We start from the raw sequence: 14,840 nt of genomic DNA, 5'->3' as shown, positions 1-14,840 counted from the left end.
GTTCCCCCTGTCGAGTGATCGTTATCGTTTCAGGTCCGGCGCGATCTGTTCGATACGCACCAGAATGTCTTTGAGGTGGACGCGAAGGCGCTCTGCCTTGGCAGCGTCGTAGGCAAACGGCGGCGCCTCGGTCTCAAGATGCGTCGATTGCGCCAGTTCCATCTGGATGGCGTGCACGCCGGTTTCAGGCTGGCCGTAGTGGCGCGTCGTCCACCCACCCTTGAAGCGGCCGTTGAGCACGCAGTCATAGCCTTCGGCCGCCTCGACGACCGTGAGCGTCGCCTGTTCGATGGCCCCATCGCAGGTCTTGCCCATATCGGTGCCGATGTTGAAATCCGGCAGCTTGCCTTCGAAAAGGAAAGGAATATGCGAGCGGATCGAGTGGCAATCATAGAGGATCGCCACGCCATGAATTGCTCTCACACGCTCGACCTCGGCGGCAAGGGCTGCGTGATAGGGAGCATGAAAGTCCCTGAGCCGCGCCGCAATGTCGGCTTCATCAGGTGCCCGTCCATCCTTCCAGATCGCCTTGCCGTCGAAGTCCGTTTCAGGAACCAGGCCAGTGGTGTTTTGGCCGGGATAGAGGCTGACGCCTGCCGGATCGCGGTTGGCGTCAATGACGTAGCGATGGAACGTCGCGCGCACCGTCGTCGCATCGGCAAGCAGGCCGTCATAGAGGTCATGGATGTGCCAGTCGGTATCGGCAAGAATCCTGCCATTATCATTCAGACGCTCCCAGATGCCGGCGGGCACGTCAGTGCCGGTGTGCGGAAAACCCAGGATAATGGGTGAAGAACCCTGTTTGACGTCGACGACAGCCATCTCAGACCTCCAGGGCCGGCAGGATGCCGCTTGAGACCGATGCATTGAGCGCGCCTGTCGCGACAAGGTCGCCCGCCGCCTTCAGATCGTTCGCCATGTAGCGATCGAGCTCCAGCGTCGGTACCACGCTGCGGATGGTGGCGATCGCCTTCTGCAGTTCGGGGCTTGTCGTGAGCGGCGCACGAAATTCCACGCCCTGTGCTGCGGTCAATGCCTCGATGCCGATAATGCTGAAGAGGTTGTCGGTCATCTGGAGCAGACGACGCGCGCCATGGCAGGCCATCGAAACGTGATCTTCCTGGTTGGCGGATGTCGGCGTCGAGTCGACGGAGGCCGGGTGCGACATCTGCTTGTTTTCCGACATCAGCGCTGCCGACGTTACCTCGGCGATCATCAGGCCTGAGTTGAGGCCCGGCTTCTTTGCCAGGAAGGCCGGCAGTCCATAGGAAAGCGCGGGATCGACCAGCAAGGCGATGCGCCGCTGTGCGATCGCGCCGATTTCGCAGATGGCGAGGGCGATCTGGTCGGCTGAAAAGGCAACCGGCTCGGCATGGAAATTGCCGCCCGAGACAACCGAGTTGTCCGAAAGCACCAGCGGGTTGTCGGTGACGGCATTGGCCTCGATCTCCAGTGTGCGCGCGACCGAGCGCAGAAGATCCAGGCAGGCACCATCGACTTGCGGCTGGCAACGAATGCAGTAGGGATCCTGCACACGCTCGTCGCCCTCAATATGGCTCTGGCGGATGACGGAGCTTTCGAGGAGCGCGCGAAGTGCCGCGGCCGTGTCGATCTGGCCCTTGTGGCCGCGCAGCGTGTGAATATCGGGATGGAAAGGCGCGGACGAGCCCATCGCCGCATCGGTCGACATGGCACCGGTAATCAGTGCTGCCTGAGCTGCGCGGTGAGCCCGGAAGAGACCGGCAAGCGCCAATGCCGTCGAGGTCTGCGTGCCGTTGATGAGCGCAAGGCCTTCCTTGGCCGCCAGCACAACGGGCTTCAAGCCAGCCTTCGCAAGGGCGGCCGCGCCGGACAGGCGTTCACCCGCAAGGAAGGCTTCGGCTTCGCCCATCATCACGGCGGCCAGGTGGGCCAGCGGCGCAAGGTCGCCCGAAGCGCCCACGGAACCCTTTTCCGGGATGACCGGGATGACGCCTTTTTCGAGCATGCCTTCGATCAGACGCACCAGTTCGAGCCGGACACCGGAGGCGCCGCGACCGAGCGAAACGAGCTTCAAGGCCATGAGCAGGCGGACGATGTTTTCGGGCAATGGCGCGCCGACGCCGCAGCAGTGGGACAGGATAAGATTGCGCTGGAGCGTCGCCACGTCAGCACTGTCGATCTTGATCGAAGCAAGTTTGCCGAAGCCGGTATTGATGCCATAGACCGGTGCATTGCCGGCCGCGATCTCTGCAATGCGGGCAGCGGCCTTGGCGATTCCGGCATCAAAGGATGTGTCGAGCCTCGCCGGCTCACCGGTCCAGTAGATCGTCTCCAGATCCCTGAGCGAAACGGAGCCTGGATGAAGGGTAATGGTCAACGGTCGATCCTTTCGCCCTTGAAAACATGTGCATGAAGCGGGTTGAAGCCGATGCGGTAAACGAGCTCCGCGAGGCTTTCGACGTCCCAGATCGCAAAGTCCGCGGACTTGCCGGTCTCGAGCGTTCCTGTCTCGCCCAGAAGCCCAAGGGCACGTGCACCCTCGCGGGTCGCCCCCGCAATGCATTCCTCGACAGTCAGGCCGAAGAGCGTGGCTGACATATTCATCGTCAGAAGCAGCGAGGTGAGCGGCGAGGTGCCGGGATTGCAGTCGGTCGCAATGGCAATACGGGTGCCGGCGTCGCGCAGCGCCTGAACGGGCGGCTTCTGCTTTTCGTTGATGGCGTAGAAAGCGCCAGGCAAGAGAACGGCGACCGTAGCGGCCGCAGCCATGGCGGCAGCACCCTCGGCATCGAGATATTCGAGGTGGTCGGCAGAGAGCGCACCATGGGAGGCGGCGAGCTTGGCGCCGCCGAGATTGGACAATTGTTCGGCATGCAACTTGACTGGCAGACCGAGTGCCTCTGCCTTGTCGAAGACCCGGGCGATCTCGGCGGTGGAAAAGGCGATGCCCTCGCAGAACCCGTCGACTGCATCGACCAAGCCTTCGGCATGGGCGTATTCGAGGCCTGGGAGGACGACCTCGGCAATGTAGTCGCTGTTGCGCCCCCTGTACTCGATCGGCGTTGCATGGGCGCCGAGATAGGACGTGACGACGCGCACCGGGCGAAGGCGCTCAAGCTGGCGGGCAGCGCGCAACATCTTCAGCTCGCCGTCGACGTTCAGCCCATAGCCGGACTTGACTTCGATCGTCGTCAGCCCCTCGCGGATCAGCGTGTCCAAGCGGGGAAGCGCCGCCTTGACGAGGCCTTCGACCGAGAGCGCATTTGTTGCCTTGACGGAAGACACGATGCCGCCGCCGGCGCGCGCAATCTCTTCATAGGTCGCACCTTCCAGGCGCATCTCGAACTCGCGGGCGCGATTGCCGCCAAAGACGATGTGGGTGTGGCAGTCGACGAGGCCCGGTGTAATCCAGCGGCCCTCGAGATCCGTGATCTCGGCGCGCTCGATCGCGGCAACCGGCAGTTCGGCCTCGGAGCCGACGTAGCTTATGCGCCCACCCTCGGTGACGAGGGCGCCTTTTTCGACGATGCCGAGGCCCTGCTTTTGCGGGTCGAGTGTTGCCAAGCGCACATTCCGCCACAGATGCGGACGGACGTCGCCGGATGACTCATGGCTTGAAAATTTGTTCCCATTCATCAGCTTTGCGCCTTTCCTTATGCGGAAACATGTATATACATAATAAACCGATGACAAGTGAAATTTTGTGCGCTTCCATGGAAAAGAAAGATGCGCGGCGCCAAAGAGGAGAAAAAGCGTTATGGCTCAGACGGTGGCGACCAGACTTCATGCGAGCGCGGCACTTCTGCCGCAGGGGTGGCGCAAGGACGTGCGCGTGACGATCGAGGACGGCCTGATTGCGACCATCGAGGCCAACGTCGCTCCGACGCCAGCCGATGATCGTCACGGCACGCTTGTGCCCGCGATGGGCAATCTCCACAGCCACGCTTTCCAGCGCGCCATGGCCGGCCTTGCCGAAGTGCGGGGACCAGCCAATGACAGCTTCTGGAGCTGGCGCACGGTCATGTACAAGTTCGCATTGTCGATGACGCCCGAACATGTCGAAGCCGTTGCCGCCCAGCTCTACATGGAGATGCTGGAGGCCGGCTTTTCCCGGGTCGGCGAATTCCACTATCTGCACCACGACAAGAACGGCACACCCTACGCCAACATTGCCGAGCTGGCCGAGCGCATCGGGGCGGCGGCAAATGTCAGCGGTATCGCCTTGACGCTGCTTCCCGTATTCTATGCCCATTCTGGCTTCGGCGGCGCCGCACCGATCGAGGGTCAACGACGCTTCATCAATTCGCTGGACAGTTTTGCGGCCCTGATGGACGGCTGCCGCAAGGTGACGAAGAGCCTTCAAGGTGCCGAGCTCGGCCTTGCCCCACATAGCCTGCGCGCCGCCACGCCTGAGGAACTGGCCACGGTCGTCCCGCTTGCCGGTAACGGCCCGATCCACATCCACATCGCCGAGCAGGTCAAGGAAGTCGAGGATTGCATTGCCTGGTCGGGCGCCCGGCCCGTCGAATGGCTGCTTGCCAACCAACCCGTCGATGATCGCTGGTGCCTGATCCACGCGACGCACATGAGCGACGAGGAAACCCGTGGCATGGCCCGTAGCGGCGCGATCGCCGGCCTTTGCCCGATTACCGAGGCCAACCTCGGCGATGGCACCTTCGAGGCACCGCTCTTCATCGAGGAAGGCGGACGTCTCGGCGTCGGCTCCGATTCCAACGTGGCGATCTCGCTTTCCGGCGAACTGCGCCAGCTTGAATACTCAGAGCGTCTGGCGTTGAGGGCCCGCAATGTGGTGGCTGCACCCGGCGGCTCAACGGCGCGCAGCCTGTTCGATCATGCAATAACCGGCGGCGGCGCCGCCCTGAAGGCCCCTGGGGGAATTGCCGTCGGTCATCACGCCGATCTCATCTCGCTCGACACGACGGCCGTGCCCTACCTTTCAGGCGACCAGTTGCTCGATCATTGGATTTTTGCCGGCGGTGTCGCGGTCGACAGTGTCTGGGCGCTCGGCCGCAAGCAGGTGGAAGGCGGCCGCCACGTAGCGCGCGAGGCAATCAATCGCCGGTTCCTGAAGGCGATGGGCGAGCTTCTTTCAGCATAGGGCTTTCCAGGTCCCGACATTCACATTAGAGCGGGAGGTATAACCGGAGCGTGACGATGAACCAAAGCAAGGACATCACCTTGCATCAGCGGATCGTGAGTGACATCGAAGGCCGCATCGTCTCGGGCGAATGGCCACCGGGTCACCGCATCCCGTTCGAAGTGGATCTCACCAAGCAATATGACTGTTCGCGCATGACCGTGAACAAGGCGCTGACCCAGCTCGCCAAGGCGGGCCTCATCGAGCGTCGGAAAAAGTCCGGCAGCTTCGTCACACAGCCGCAGGCACAATCGGCCGTCCTCGAGATCCACGACATCGGCGCCGAGGTCAAGTCATTGAATCTCGCCTATGCCTTCACGGTCTCAAAGCGCGTGCAACGCAAGGCCAGGGCCGAGGACATCGGACGCCTGGACGTCATGCCGGGCTCTTCCGTTGTCGACGTGGCCTGCATTCATCACGCGGGCGGACGGCCATTCTGCCTCGAGGAAAGGCTAATCAGTCTGTCGACCGTACCCGAGGCAGCCGACGCCGATTTTTCCGAGATGGCACCCGGCGCCTGGCTGATCAATCAGATCCCATGGAGTAGCGCCGAGCACCGCATCCATGCCGTATCGGCCGGCGCGGACGAGGCTGTCGCCCTGGACATCCCGCGCAACACTGCCTGTCTGGTCGTCGAACGCCGCACCTGGAGCAATGTCGGGCCAGTCACTCACGTGCGCTTCACCTATCCCGGCGACCGGCACGCACTGGTAGCGCGCTTCACCCCGGCGTCGCAATAGCGAACGGCCTTGTCAGACGGCGCTGTCAGACGGCGTTGTCATACGGCCTCGTCAGCAAGACACCTGGTTCCTCGAAGCGCAAGTCTCCTACCCGAGTTTCGTGGCTCGCCAGTGAACGCAACCGAGCGTGACGCAAAACGTCTCAAACTGCAGAAGGTTGATGTCGCGCATGCCGCAGCAAGCTCGCCATCGCCGGCAAGACTGCCGCAATGCATATTGGCGTCAGCACTTTTGCCTCTCCCGTCATCGGGTCGGGGCCGGCCATGCGGCTTTCCGCAACGGTCAAGCCGCCGGTTGAGGCGCGTTCAGTTCAGCCTCTCTTCGACGGTCGGTGACGGCGCCAAAATCCTGAAGCTCTGATCGATCCAGGTGAGTTCGTCCCGAACGTCCTGCACGCCGGCGACATTCTCCGCCGCCACTCTTACGGCCGCCCGCACCCGTTCGTCGGGAACCGTCCCTCTCAACACGACAATGCCGGCATTGACGCTGACGCGGATCTGTCCACATCTCGCCCATTCCCTGGTCTGCAATTCCGCCTCGACGTTCGATAGGATCGTCCTGTCATCAATCGGAAAGACCGAGATCGATCGCGATTGTCGAAGCGGCTTGAGGAAGTCCTTTCTGGCAATGATGCCGACGAGGCTGTCCCCCACGACCACCGGCAGCCGCTTTACCCTTGTCTGCTCCATCAATTCTGCCGCCTCGGTCAGCGTCGCATAAGGAGAGACGGTCACAAGCGGACGCGACATGACTTCACCAACGCGCCGTTCGCGCGAGGCCACATATTCGTCGGCAAGGCAGTCTTGACCCGTCAAGAGTTGCAGCCACCATGAACGGCGGGTCTCGGTCTGCGCCTCCGTCCTTCGCACGAGGTCGCTTTCGCTCACCATACCCACCAGGCCGCCCCGCGCATCAAGCACCGGAAGGCCACTGATGCGATGGTAGAGCATCAGTTCTGCAGCATCGATCACGGTCGTCCGCTCAGTGATCGTGATGACGCCTTCTGTCATGATTTGACTTACGCGCATTTCAGGCACCTCCAGGCCGCAAGCGGGATCCGGTTCTACGAATGCCTACACGCCGTCCCGCGTGACGTCCGAGAACCCGAACATCGACAACTGGACCCCATACGGAAAAAGAATGGTGTTAACGAGCAGGAGCGCCTTGTCGCTTCTGCTGCCAGACAGAGAATAGTAGATCGTCTGCGCTTCACGACGCTGCTTGACCAGCTGATGCCGTCGAAGGATGTTCAGGTGCTGCGACAGGGCAGACCGGCCCAGACCGATGCGGAACGCGAGTTCCCTGACGCAGATCTCGCCCTCGGCGAGTGTTCTCAACACGGCCAGGCGATGGGCATTCGCGAGCGCCGAGAAATATGCAGCGAGTTCGCCGTCGTCGCCGAGCATCGCATTTCCTCCGGTATGAACGGAGCGAATAGTAGCGACCTCCCGGATCTCTTCATTGAGCCAGCGCAAATTGCTGGGGAAAGACGGCTCGTCTCCTAGCGAAGAGCACTCGCCGTCAAAACGATGGAGAAGATCATCAAGGCTGCTGAACCGCAACGCCTGGCGATCAAGGGCATGTGATCGCTTTCGCCGATCACCAGCCTGCCGGCGGCAAGCCAAATCAGGGAAGTCGAGAGTGCCACGGCGACGAACGCCATCATCGTGCTGAGCGCAAGTCCATCCTGCGCGGAGGGAATGATCGTCAATCCGATTATTATTGCCTTCGGATTGAGCAATGTCGTCACGAACACGTGCCGGGGACCCGCAAATTCCGTCGAGGCGACGGTACTGCGCCCCCAAAGCTTGAATGCAAGATAGAGCACCCAGACGGCGGAGATGGCCTTCACGACTTGCAGCGCGAGAGGGTGAGCATGCAGGAAAGGACCAGCGACGCTTGAAACGGGAATTATGATCGCAAGGTAAGCGAAAACAACAGCGGCGAGCACCTCAAGCAAGCCAATGCGAGATAGGCCGTGCGACGCCATGACGAGCAATGCGTTGGTCGGTCCCGGCAGTATCAGAAGTGTGAAAGCACCAAGTGCAAAGCTGAGGTCATTCATGGTCCGTATCCTGTGAAACTCGCTGCTCGCACGATGCGACGTCGGCCACATTGACATTGATCATTTTGGGAGAACTTGTCGCCACACGACGTGTTATGCTGGGACATGGATGGAGGTACCGCGATGCCTCACTTGATCTGGTTTCTGCTTACCCGCCTTTCGGCCGGATTCGCAATCGGATCCGTGGCTGGATTGGCTATCTGGAGGGTCGGCTCCTGGGGCGCAGGTATTGAAGTGCCCGACTATTATGTCGCCCAGGGCATGTTTGTCTATCTGTTCGGCAGCACGATCGCTGCCGGTTACCTGGCGACGGCGCTGTGGCTTGATGAACCTTGAACGCCGAAAGTCCGGCGCAAATGCGCAAAGCCGAAGGCATGAGCACCGAGCGGGGCGATATTGACGACCAGGGCGATCCTGCCGCTCAAACCAAGCCGAGCCGAGAACGACTGCCTTTCTGCTTCCAGGAGCCCCACTGGTCTTGCCAGGTCCACAGCGACTCCGGAACTGGTTCTGCTTTTCTGCGGTTGCGAACGTCGGTCGCTGTGACAAGGAGGGTCTCGCAGTCGTCCTGGCGATCGCCGATGAAGGCGAGCGCCATCTCACAGAAACTATCAAGATGTTGAAGGAGACGTTCCTCTGTGGCGCGGGGAGGGGTGTCGACATTGAGGAGCGCACGTCGCGTGACAACGATCGTCCGTGAACGACCGGCTGCCTGCAAAACGATGCGTCCGGATTTCTCCTTTCTGTCCAGCCACGCAGCGACTACCGTATACCGCAAACTTGCTCCCTCCTTGCCGCGCACCAAAAGCACCGCTGACGCCGATCCCTTGCCGAAGTTCTGCGAAGATGAGCGATGCGCTCTCCCAAAACCTTGATCTGGGTCAAACCGTGACATCATACCTGCCGGGCCCAAATACCTTCGTGAAGCCGGCTCGAACTCGCACTCGATGAACGCGAACTGGAATGAAGGCTATTCACCGGAGCGTTCCCTGCAAAGCCGGTCCTGCAGGTCACCCGGATCTTTCGAGAACCACCCGCGGGAGTGGAAAAGGAACGCCTCCAGCACGGCCCGCTGCTCGCCGCCAGACGCTCCCCAAAGGCTGACGAACTCCAGAGCGTCGATATGTCTCTGCCAGCTCCGTTCGGAATTCACGACAAGGCCTCCTGCACCTCAACATGCTTGGTTGATGGAGCGAGTATGTCGTTTCGATTGAAGGCGAAGGCTCTCAGGAGCTGCGATCCCAACCGCGCCTGCTGGGCCAGGTCGTCGAAGATCAACGCCGCCTCCTCAACCTCCCCGATCTCTGTTGCCGGTCCGAACTGGTCGAGTTCCTTCAGAAGTTCCATAAGGGTCGACACTTTGTCCCGTTGTCGCATGGCAGACAGAAAGAGCTCCTGGACGACGGCAGCGCGCTGTTTCGGCACCAGGCTGACCAGGACCTGGCCCACAACCGTGGAGCAGCCGCAATCGAGCGCCGGATTTTTCGCGAAAGCCTTGATCTGGCGAACCGCTGCAAGAATATGATTATCGGCGAGACTGCCGCTTCGCGATTGCTTCCCTGTCATCTGCTCGCTCCTTCTGTGTTCCTTTGTCTTGCGATCCATTCCGCACCGGCGCGCCCGTGGTGAAATCCGTTCGACAACGGGACGTCGGGATAGAGGCTTCGTATTCTTGAGCCCGTCTCCGCCGGCTCGAGGTGACCGTCGAGCATCTTTCGATAGAGCGCGGACACGGCAACCATGTCGCAATCCTGCGGCGAGAGGCGCAGTGAGCTGACACCCAGTGCGTCCCACTCCTCCGGCCCTTCCAGGAGCGCCTGGCAGGAGTGGGAGACCGTCTGTACGCCGTTCAATGCGAGAAACGGCTGGTTTGAAAGCGTGCCCACGGAAAGGCCGTCGGGATCTTCCTGGCAAACGAACTGACAATTGTCCTTGGTCTTTCCCTTGGATCGGGCATGCGCGCAGCGCGCCGAGATAGCGAGGGGTAAGCGGCCGAACGCGAAGAGTTCGAAATCGCCTCCGGGGCAGGATCGCGTGATCTCGGCGACCGACGCTGCCGGCAGCTCCGGGGGCAGGCAGATGCTGGCCGCGCCGTTTCGTGCGAGAAGCTTGGCCGACGGTCCATTATAGACATTGACGAAGGGTCCGACGGTGTGACGCCGGCCCTTCAGCATCTGAAGGGCGGAAAGATCGTTGGCTTCGACCAGGTGATCTTCATCGGCTGCAACTGACCTCTGATATTTCGATTCACGATCGAGGGTTACAAGGGCGAGCGTGGAGAGACGGACTTCCTTTCCCGCCGCCTCCAGGCGTTCAACGACAGCCACGAACTCGGGTTCCATGAAATGCAACCGCTTGGAACAGACGGTCTCGCCAAGCACCACGACGTCGACAGGCGACTGGTCGGCGATTGCGAAATAGAAGTCGCGCCAGCGCTCTGTCGGCCAAAGATAGAGGAGCGGCCCCAGGGTAAGCTTCAGGGGAGATTTCATCGACTACCTCCAGCGCTTCTCATAGGCGCCCTTTGTCGTCTGTTGTCCCTCGCTGAGTTTGCGAAGGCGTGACATGAGGACCGGGCGGTCCGCGGGCGCCGCCTTCAGCGTGGCGCGAAGCGTGGAAACGACTTCGGAGATGTAGGCCTTGCCGCGTTGACGGCCTTCGACCTTCAATGCCTTGACGCCTGCCGCCCGAAGATCGTCGAGCTGGTCCATGACGTCCAGCGACACCGGATCCTCGAAAGCGTAGGTCGCGCTTTGTCCGACTGCGAAGCGACCCTTGCACAGCGTCGGATAGCCAGCGGGTTCTTCTTCGGAAAACCGGTTTATGGTGAAGCCACCCAGTTCAGACACCAGGTCGCCGCCGGTCTGCCGGTAGCGTACGTGGCTGGCTGGCGAGCATACGCCGTTCATATTTGGCGACTTGCCGGTCGCGTAGGAGGACAGCGAGCAGCGCCCCTCTGCCATGACGCACAATCCGCCAAAGACGAAAACCTCCAATTCGCAGTCTACGCTTCGTGCAATGCGGGCGATGTCCTGGATGGTGAGGGTACGCGGCAGCACGATGCGGGCAGCACCGAAACAGTCGACCAGATATGAAAGGGCCTCGGGATTGGAGGCAGACGCCTGTACGGAGATGTGGAGGCGCTGTGCCGGGTGATGTTCCGCGACATGCGCCATCAATCCGAAGTCTGCAACAATGAGGGCGTCGGCGCCCGCTTCCGACGCTTCCCTTGCCCTGCGGTACCAGAGATCTTCCTTGCCGGCGGTCATGAAAGTGTTGAGAGCGACAAACGTCTTAACCTTTCGCTCGCGTGCGTAGCCGATTGCATCACGAAGCTCGGCGACATCAAAGTTCAAACCCGGGAAGTTGCGCGCGTTTGTCTCGTCGCGAAAGCCGCAGTAGACGGCATCAGCCCCCGCATCGACGGCCTCGCGAAACGATGCAGGGGTTCCAGCAGGGCAGATCAGCTCCATTGGACACCATGCGCCTTCAGCGCTTGCCGACGGACCGAACCGAGGGCTCCGGTGATGGAACGGGTCATCGGGCCCGACAATCTCCCGACGGCGTCAACGAGGTCTATTTCATTGTCATCAAGGGCGTTTCGAAGTGCCAGCACCGCCTCCATGTCACCGGTGACAGTGAGCTTTCTGGCGAAGAATATGGCGTCGCCGTCAATCCTGCCCTCGGCAAGGGCCAGCATCAGGACCAGCGGTCCGCAGATGGTGGTGTCAGCGGCCATGTGGGTACCGCGACGAAAGGCTTGGACAGTGCGATCTTTTGGGCAAATCAGGAATGAAAACGGGAAGTCCGACGGCACGAATGCAAAGCGGGACTGGCTGTACTCACCGAGCCGGTCGAAGAGCTTCGGATGAATTGAAAGAACCTCCTTGAGCAGGAAGTCGGCGATGCGCCCGACGATCGGCAATGGAATGATGCGGGCGGTCGCCATCAGGCGAGATGGGGCGAGCATTACGGCCTCTCAGATTGAACAAGCCATCCTAGTTTTTCTTGGCGAGGCTCTGTTTGATCTGAGACAAAGACAAGGACGGTTTCCTCGTCGATTTCAGCGTCATGCGTAATGAAGAACCAAAAGCCAAACGGCATGGCGACCTGCAGTCCTTCCTTTTCGATCTGCAGCAGCGACGGCTGCTGCTTGTCGTGGAGGAGCCCGTGTCGCTCGTGCATGAACTGACCGCTCTGCACCAGAAAGTGCTTTCCGAGGGTGGCCCCGCCCTCCTCATCAAAAAACCCGTCCACGCCGACGGACGGTTCTCCCCGATACCCGTCGTTGTAAATCTGTTCGGTACAAGGCAGCGGATCGAGCTCGGCTTTGGCGTCGGCGAAGCGGGATTGACGGGCCTCGCGAATGACCTGGCCGAGCTTCAGCGGCCGACACCACCCGTGTCGCTCGCCGATGCATGGAGCAAGCTGCCAATGCTCAAGGCGGTGGGCAGCATGCGACCTCGCTTGCGCAGGGCGGCTGCCTCGCAGGAGGTCGTCTACAAGGGACCGCAGATCGATCTCGGGCAGTTTCCGGTACAATGGTGCTGGCCAGGCGAGCCGGCGCCTCTCGTGACCTGGCCGCTGGTGATTACATGCAATCCCGACGACCCCAGGGACGTGAACGTGGGCATATACCGGATGCAGGTCCGCGACCGCTCGTCGCTGATCGTTCGGTGGCTGGCCCATCGTGGTGGCGCGAAGCATTTTCGGCTGTGGCAGCGTAAGGGCCTCGATATGCCGATCGCCGTTGTGGTCGGGGCCGATCCGGCGACGCTTCTCGCCGGCGTCATTCCACTTCCCGAAGGCATGAGCGAACTGAACTTCGCCGGCCTTCTGCGCGGATCGAGAACCGAGGTCTCGAGCGCGCTCACTGTCCCGCTTGCGGTTCCTTCAAATGCCGAAATAATTCTCGAAGGCTACGTTTCCGCGGAGGAAACGGCGCCAGAGGGACCCTATGGAGATCATACCGGGTACTACAACTCCGTGGAGCCGTTTCCAGTCGTCAGGTTGAGTGCGATAACCACGCGGCGCTCGCCGGTGTATCTCTCGACGTATACCGGGCGCCCGCCCGACGAACCATCACGGCTGGGCGAGGCGATGACCGAGCTTTTCATCCCGATCGTGAAGCGCCAGTTTCCGGAGATCAGGGATCTGTGGCTTCCGCCGGAAGCTTGCTCCTACCGGGCAGTCGTTGTTTCGATCGACAAGCGCTATCCGGGTCAGGCTCGCCGCATCATGATGGGGCTGTGGTCGATGCTCCCGCAGTTCAACTATACGAAGCTCATCATCGTCGTCGATCCGGATATCAGCGTCAGGAAGTGGGAGGAGATCATGTGGGCGGTCGCAACCCGGTTCGATGCCTCGCGGGACCTGGTGGTGCTGGAAAACACGCCAATCGACTACCTCGACTTCGCGTCTCCGAAGTCCGGGCTCGGCGCCAAGTTGGGCTTGGACGCCACCAACAAGATCGGTGCTGAGACCGAAAGGGAATGGGGTCGAGTGCTGGAGATGCCCGAAAACCTTGAGGAAAAGGCCGCGCAAACATGGGAAAGGCTGCGACGTGATGCGGGTATCTGAACACAAGGATGTCGTGCTTGCAGTGACAGGAGCGTCAGGCGCTGCGCTTGGCGTCGCCGCGCTCGATTTGCTGGTCTCGCTGAATGTGAGGGTGCACCTCGTTGTTTCCGACAGTGGCTGCCGGACACTCGCTCACGAAGTTGGGGCTGAAGCCCACGGGCGCATGCTCCTCAAGGCACATAGGACATATGACAACAACGACATTGGATCGGCTATCGCGAGTGGTTCGTTTCCGGTCACGGGCATGATTGTTGCACCTTGCTCCATGAAGACGCTGGCAGCGATCTCCACGGGGTTGTCTCAAAACCTGATTTCCCGGGCGGCGGATGTTCAACTGAAGGAAAGGCGCAGGCTGGTCCTGCTCACCCGCGAGACGCCGCTGCATCTCGGACACCTTCGCAACATGGTCACCGCCACGGAGATGGGAGCGGTTGTCATGCCGCCCGTGCCGGCATTCTACAATCGGCCCGAGTCCATCCAGGACGTGGTGGACCACCTCGCTCGTCGGGCAGTCGATCTGCTCGGACTTCCTGTGCCGCATCAATCGCGCGCCTGGCTTGGCGAGGCGTTATTCGATCAGCCGAATATTGCAACAGGGTCGGCGCCGAAAAGCAGGGCATGACCGCCGCCAAACAAAAGCCAGCCAACAAGGATACCGGTCAGGAGAATGGAGGCGACCAAGGGCACGTCGATGGCGGGTCGCCTTCCAGCCAGATACGCCCCAAAAGGCAGGATCGAGGTCGGCGCAGCCAGGCTCTCCCACCGTGATCCAAGCCGCCGCTTTGCCCGCTTCTCGATCATCGGTATGGCGCCGATGGCAAAGAGGGCGAAACCGCCGAACAACAGCATGGACCGCAGATCGCCATTGGCGATGATGTGTCCCACTGCCCAGATCGCGAATCCCAGGAGAACCGGATGGCGGGTGATGCCAACCACGGCGCCAGGTCTTTCCGATGACCGGACGGTGATCGAAAGGGGATTGGGACTAATAAGTCCTGCAATCACCAGGAAGCCGCCCAGGGGGGCCAGGACAAACGTGATCGCCGCATGCCAGGGCTGCAGGTCCCACAAAGGCACGTAGTCAAGTTTCAGCGCAGCGGCAAAGAGCCAGGCCAGGGCCAGCAGCGAGGCCGCTGAATAGGCGACGAAGTAGGTCCGCCTGCCAATCCGACTGATGATGCCTGCGCGAACCGCTGGTGTAGCGGGGATCGAATGAAGCGCCAGAAACACCACAAACGCGGCTAGAAATTCGGTCACGCTCGCCTCCTTTTTCTTGTCGATGGCACGATCTGCACAAACGGGCGTTGAGGAATGT

At 61.2% G+C, this 14,840-nt stretch carries 18 protein-coding genes; 5 read left to right on the top strand and 13 right to left on the bottom strand.

Annotation, left to right across the window (positions count from 1 at the left end; genetic code table 11):
- Positions 1 to 21: 21 nt before the first annotated feature.
- Genes hutG through hutI form a run of 3 tightly spaced genes read right to left on the bottom strand, consistent with a single transcriptional unit; the run spans position 22 to position 3,618 of the window.
- Positions 22 to 822, bottom strand: coding sequence for an N-formylglutamate deformylase (gene hutG / locus IB244_RS05785; protein WP_192303380.1), 801 nt, complete (start codon positions 820 to 822; stop codon positions 22 to 24).
- Between the two features lies 1 nt (position 823).
- A complete protein-coding gene (gene hutH / locus IB244_RS05780; protein WP_192303378.1) occupies positions 824 to 2,359 on the bottom strand; it encodes a histidine ammonia-lyase in 1,536 nt (511 codons plus the stop codon).
- A complete protein-coding gene (gene hutI, locus IB244_RS05775; RefSeq protein WP_192303376.1) occupies positions 2,356 to 3,618 on the bottom strand; it encodes an imidazolonepropionase in 1,263 nt (420 codons plus the stop codon). Before hutI ends, hutH begins: the two co-directional genes overlap by 4 nt.
- Positions 3,619 to 3,739: 121 nt before the next feature.
- Here hutI and IB244_RS05770 point away from each other — a divergent pair, with 121 nt between their 5' ends.
- Positions 3,740 to 5,101, top strand: coding sequence for a formimidoylglutamate deiminase (locus IB244_RS05770; protein ID WP_192303374.1), 1,362 nt, complete (start codon positions 3,740 to 3,742; stop codon positions 5,099 to 5,101).
- 56 nt (positions 5,102 to 5,157) lie between these two features.
- Entirely contained in the window at positions 5,158 to 5,880 is a 723-nt protein-coding gene (gene hutC, locus IB244_RS05765) for a histidine utilization repressor (RefSeq protein ID WP_169680335.1), read from the top strand.
- Positions 5,881 to 6,185: 305 nt separating this feature from the next.
- Here hutC and IB244_RS05760 read toward each other — a convergent pair whose 3' ends face one another.
- The 3 genes from IB244_RS05760 to IB244_RS05750 form a co-directional block, all read right to left on the bottom strand.
- A complete protein-coding gene (locus IB244_RS05760; protein ID WP_192303372.1) occupies positions 6,186 to 6,908 on the bottom strand; it encodes a CBS domain-containing protein in 723 nt (240 codons plus the stop codon).
- A gap of 45 nt (positions 6,909 to 6,953) precedes the next feature.
- Positions 6,954 to 7,286, bottom strand: coding sequence for an ArsR/SmtB family transcription factor (locus IB244_RS05755; RefSeq protein ID WP_025660797.1), 333 nt, complete (start codon positions 7,284 to 7,286; stop codon positions 6,954 to 6,956).
- Between the two features lie 95 nt (positions 7,287 to 7,381).
- Positions 7,382 to 7,945: a threonine transporter RhtB gene (locus tag IB244_RS05750; protein ID WP_025660796.1), complete on the bottom strand. Its 564-nt coding sequence runs from the start codon at positions 7,943 to 7,945 to the stop codon at positions 7,382 to 7,384.
- A gap of 123 nt (positions 7,946 to 8,068) precedes the next feature.
- Between IB244_RS05750 and IB244_RS05745 the strand changes: the two genes are divergently transcribed.
- The gene (locus IB244_RS05745; protein ID WP_018856187.1) at positions 8,069 to 8,281 is read left to right on the top strand and encodes a hypothetical protein; all 213 of its coding nucleotides are present in this window, start codon (positions 8,069 to 8,071) and stop codon (positions 8,279 to 8,281) included.
- Positions 8,282 to 8,366: 85 nt separating this feature from the next.
- Here the strand turns inward: IB244_RS05745 and IB244_RS05740 are convergent, their stop codons facing one another.
- The 6 genes from IB244_RS05740 to IB244_RS05715 form a co-directional block, all read right to left on the bottom strand.
- Complete coding sequence (locus IB244_RS05740) at positions 8,367 to 8,723, bottom strand: hypothetical protein (RefSeq protein ID WP_192303370.1); 357 nt, start codon at positions 8,721 to 8,723, stop codon at positions 8,367 to 8,369.
- Positions 8,724 to 8,915: 192 nt separating this feature from the next.
- A complete protein-coding gene (locus IB244_RS05735) occupies positions 8,916 to 9,098 on the bottom strand; it encodes a hypothetical protein (protein ID WP_018856190.1) in 183 nt (60 codons plus the stop codon).
- Positions 9,095 to 9,511 carry a hypothetical protein gene (locus tag IB244_RS05730; protein ID WP_025660794.1) on the bottom strand — a complete coding sequence of 139 codons (417 nt, stop codon included), beginning with the start codon at positions 9,509 to 9,511 and terminating at the stop codon, positions 9,095 to 9,097. The genes IB244_RS05735 and IB244_RS05730 overlap by 4 nt, the downstream gene beginning before the upstream one ends.
- Positions 9,508 to 10,437, bottom strand: coding sequence for a U32 family peptidase (locus IB244_RS05725; RefSeq protein ID WP_192303368.1), 930 nt, complete (start codon positions 10,435 to 10,437; stop codon positions 9,508 to 9,510). The genes IB244_RS05730 and IB244_RS05725 overlap by 4 nt, the downstream gene beginning before the upstream one ends.
- Positions 10,438 to 10,440: 3 nt before the next feature.
- Entirely contained in the window at positions 10,441 to 11,418 is a 978-nt protein-coding gene (locus IB244_RS05720) for a peptidase U32 family protein (RefSeq protein WP_192303366.1), read from the bottom strand.
- Positions 11,409 to 11,915 carry an SCP2 domain-containing protein gene (locus tag IB244_RS05715; RefSeq protein ID WP_025660791.1) on the bottom strand — a complete coding sequence of 169 codons (507 nt, stop codon included), beginning with the start codon at positions 11,913 to 11,915 and terminating at the stop codon, positions 11,409 to 11,411. Before IB244_RS05715 ends, IB244_RS05720 begins: the two co-directional genes overlap by 10 nt.
- A 101-nt stretch (positions 11,916 to 12,016) precedes the next feature.
- On the opposite strand from IB244_RS05715, the gene IB244_RS05710 reads away from it, so the two are divergent.
- Together IB244_RS05710 and IB244_RS05705 are read left to right on the top strand one after the other, a co-directional pair.
- Positions 12,017 to 13,525, top strand: coding sequence for a UbiD family decarboxylase (locus IB244_RS05710; protein WP_192303364.1), 1,509 nt, complete (start codon positions 12,017 to 12,019; stop codon positions 13,523 to 13,525).
- Positions 13,512 to 14,147 (top strand): UbiX family flavin prenyltransferase, encoded by a 636-nt coding sequence (locus IB244_RS05705; protein WP_062368261.1) that lies wholly within the window; start codon positions 13,512 to 13,514, stop codon positions 14,145 to 14,147. The genes IB244_RS05710 and IB244_RS05705 overlap by 14 nt, the downstream gene beginning before the upstream one ends.
- On the opposite strand, the gene IB244_RS05700 is transcribed toward IB244_RS05705, so the two are convergent.
- Positions 14,102 to 14,782, bottom strand: a complete 681-nt coding sequence (locus IB244_RS05700) for an NnrU family protein (protein ID WP_192303362.1) — start codon at positions 14,780 to 14,782, stop codon at positions 14,102 to 14,104. The genes IB244_RS05705 and IB244_RS05700 overlap by 46 nt on opposite strands.
- Between the last annotated feature and the right edge of the window lie 58 nt (positions 14,783 to 14,840).

It is taken from the genome of Rhizobium sp. RHZ02, from assembly GCF_014851575.1.
Lineage (GTDB): Bacteria > Pseudomonadota > Alphaproteobacteria > Rhizobiales > Rhizobiaceae > Rhizobium > Rhizobium altiplani.
Note: the sequence above shows the minus strand (reverse complement) of the source record. Positions and strands in the feature narration are given on the sequence as shown.

Bases quoted from the DNA above. Each gene is read 5' to 3' on its own strand.
- hutC (WP_169680335.1), top strand. From the start codon at position 5,158: ATGAACCAAAGCAAGGACATCACCTTGCATCAGCGGATCGTGAGTGAC.
- IB244_RS05760 (WP_192303372.1), bottom strand. From the start codon at position 6,908: ATGCGCGTAAGTCAAATCATGACAGAAGGCGTCATCACGATCACTGAG.
- hutI (WP_192303376.1), bottom strand. From the start codon at position 3,618: ATGAATGGGAACAAATTTTCAAGCCATGAGTCATCCGGCGACGTCCGT.
- IB244_RS05745 (WP_018856187.1), top strand. From the start codon at position 8,069: ATGCCTCACTTGATCTGGTTTCTGCTTACCCGCCTTTCGGCCGGATTC.
- IB244_RS05755 (WP_025660797.1), bottom strand. From the start codon at position 7,286: ATGCTCGGCGACGACGGCGAACTCGCTGCATATTTCTCGGCGCTCGCG.
- IB244_RS05710 (WP_192303364.1), top strand. From the start codon at position 12,017: ATGCGTAATGAAGAACCAAAAGCCAAACGGCATGGCGACCTGCAGTCC.
- IB244_RS05750 (WP_025660796.1), bottom strand. From the start codon at position 7,945: ATGAATGACCTCAGCTTTGCACTTGGTGCTTTCACACTTCTGATACTG.
- IB244_RS05730 (WP_025660794.1), bottom strand. From the start codon at position 9,511: ATGACAGGGAAGCAATCGCGAAGCGGCAGTCTCGCCGATAATCATATT.
- IB244_RS05720 (WP_192303366.1), bottom strand. From the start codon at position 11,418: ATGGAGCTGATCTGCCCTGCTGGAACCCCTGCATCGTTTCGCGAGGCC.
- IB244_RS05705 (WP_062368261.1), top strand. From the start codon at position 13,512: ATGCGGGTATCTGAACACAAGGATGTCGTGCTTGCAGTGACAGGAGCG.
- hutG (WP_192303380.1), bottom strand. From the start codon at position 822: ATGGCTGTCGTCGACGTCAAACAGGGTTCTTCACCCATTATCCTGGGT.
- IB244_RS05715 (WP_025660791.1), bottom strand. From the start codon at position 11,915: ATGCTCGCCCCATCTCGCCTGATGGCGACCGCCCGCATCATTCCATTG.
- IB244_RS05725 (WP_192303368.1), bottom strand. From the start codon at position 10,437: ATGAAATCTCCCCTGAAGCTTACCCTGGGGCCGCTCCTCTATCTTTGG.
- IB244_RS05770 (WP_192303374.1), top strand. From the start codon at position 3,740: ATGGCTCAGACGGTGGCGACCAGACTTCATGCGAGCGCGGCACTTCTG.